Source organism: Methylopila musalis (genome assembly GCF_042679725.1).
GTDB classification, from domain to species: domain Bacteria; phylum Pseudomonadota; class Alphaproteobacteria; order Rhizobiales; family Methylopilaceae; genus Methylopila; species Methylopila musalis.
Genome location: NZ_JBHTMX010000342.1, coordinates 1 through 1,495 on the forward strand (window position 1 = coordinate 1; position 1,495 = coordinate 1,495).

Genomic DNA, 1,495 nt, shown 5'->3' on the forward strand with positions numbered 1-1,495 from the left:
GCCCCTCCGCCTCGCCGCGGCGGAAGCCGGACGCCTCCGCCTGGGCCAGCGCGGCCTCATGCTCGGCGAGCGCCACCACGGCGGCCGGCGGGGCCTTCTGGGCCGCCGGCGCCGCGAAGTCGCGGTCGAACAGGAAGGGGGCGGGCTTCGACGTCACGCGCGCGGGGCTCCGTCACATTCAGGATGAAGGCGGTCAGTAGACAAGCTCGTCCTCCCCCTTGCTCTTGGAGATGCGGATTTCGCCGCGGGCGGCCAGATCCTTGGCGAGATTGACGAGCGCGGCCTGGGCCTCGTCCACCTCCTTCAGGCGCACCGGGCCCATGGCCTCCATGTCGTCGGACAGCATCTTGGCGGCGCGGCTCGACATGTTGCCCATGAGGAAGTCGCGCATGGTCTGGCTCGCGCCCTTCAGCGCCACCGCCAGCTTGTCGCGCGGGGCGTCGCGCAGCAGCGTCTGGACGCCGGCGGAGTCGAGCTTCGCCAGATCGTCGAAGGTGAACATGAGCTGCTTGATGCGGTCGGCGCTGTCCTTGGCCGCGTCCTCCAGCTTCGACAGGAAGCGGGACTCGGTCTGGCGGTCGAAGGCGTTGAAGATCTCCGCCATCTGCTCGTGGGCGTCGCGGCGGGAGGTCTGGGACAGGTTCGACATCAGCTCGGAGCGCAGCGTCTGCTCCACGCGCTCCAGAATGTCCTTCTGCACCGCCTCCATGGCGAGCATGCGCCGCACCACGTCGAGCGCGAAGTCCTCCGGCAGGATGGCGAGGACACGGGCAGCCTGCTCGGAGCGGATCTTGGACAGCACCACCGCGACGGTCTGCGGGTATTCGTTCTTCAGGTAGTTCGCGAGCACCGCCTCCTGCACGTTGGAGAGCTTCTCCCACATGGTGCGGCCGGCCGGCCCCCGGATCTCCTCCATGATGGCTCCGACGCGCTCCTTGGGCAGCAGGCGCGCCAGCAGGCGCTCGGTGGTGTCGAAGGTGCCCATCAGCCCGCCGGCGGAGGACAGCGACGACACGAACTGCATCAGCAGGTTCTCGACCGTGGTCATCTCCACGGGGCCGAGCGAGGCCATGGCGCCGGAGAGGGCGCGGATCTCGTCGTCGTCCAGCATCTGCCAGATCGGCGCGCCGTGCTCCTCGCCGAGGGCGAGCATCAGCACGGCGGCGCGGTCGACGCCGGTGAGCGGACGGCCGAAGGATCGCGTCGCGAGGTCTTGCGCCATGGTCTTACGCGGGCTCCTGCATCCACTGGCGGATGATCGAGACGGTTTCGTTCGGGTTGCCGCGCACCAGATCGCCGATGCGCTGCACCGATTCCTGCTGCACGCGGCCGGCGATCTCGGCGGCGGCGATCATGTTGGCCGAGCCGTTCGCGCCGGCGACGGCGACATTGCCGCCCCCGGAGGGACCGGCGAGGGCCGGCTGGTCGGGACCGGCGAGCGAGGGCGTGCCGTCGGCGCCGAGCGCGATCGGAGCCATGCCGGCGCCGCCCGCCG

Annotated in this window: 1 protein-coding gene and 1 pseudogene; both read right to left on the bottom strand. The window is 70.5% G+C overall.

Annotated features, from left to right (window positions below; all coding sequences use genetic code 11):
• Positions 1-193: 193 nt before the first annotated feature.
• Positions 194-1,222 carry a flagellar motor switch protein FliG gene (gene fliG / locus ACFQ4O_RS17455; RefSeq protein WP_378777640.1) on the bottom strand — a complete coding sequence of 343 codons (1,029 nt, stop codon included), beginning with the start codon at positions 1,220-1,222 and terminating at the stop codon, positions 194-196.
• 4 nt (positions 1,223-1,226) lie between these two features.
• Positions 1,227-1,495 (bottom strand): annotated as a pseudogene (locus ACFQ4O_RS17460) (flagellar basal-body MS-ring/collar protein FliF); the annotation flags it as partial.

Bases quoted from the DNA above. Each gene is read 5' to 3' on its own strand.
- fliG (WP_378777640.1), bottom strand. From the start codon at position 1,222: ATGGCGCAAGACCTCGCGACGCGATCCTTCGGCCGTCCGCTCACCGGC.